Here is a 335-nt window from a genome sequence, read left to right on the forward strand (position 1 = left end):
CGCGGGCCCTTCGCTGGTGGTGACGGGGGCGGGCGCGGGTGTGGAGGCGCCGGCGGGGGTTCCGCTGGTGGTGCTGGACGATGTCGAGGTCATGGCCGAGTTGGCGGGTCTTGACGGGTCGGACGTGGGGGTGCGGGTTTCGCCGGAGGCGGCGGCCTACGTGATCTATACATCGGGCTCGACGGGGCGGCCCAAGGGTGTGGTGGTGTCGCACGGGAATGTGGTGCGGCTGTTCGAGGCGACGGATGGGTGGTTCGGCTTCGGCGCGGATGATGTGTGGACGCTGTTTCACTCCTTTGCGTTTGATTTCTCGGTGTGGGAGTTGTGGGGTGCGT

Annotated in this window: 1 protein-coding gene; it reads left to right on the top strand. The window is 67.8% G+C overall.

Annotated elements, in window-relative coordinates:
• On the top strand, positions 1 to 335 hold a 335-nt coding region (locus tag NQU54_RS48935; RefSeq protein ID WP_257636707.1), incomplete at both ends, for an AMP-binding protein.

The sequence above is a fragment of the Streptomyces malaysiensis subsp. samsunensis genome, assembly GCF_024519315.1.
Taxonomy (GTDB): Bacteria; Actinomycetota; Actinomycetes; order Streptomycetales; family Streptomycetaceae; genus Streptomyces; species Streptomyces malaysiensis.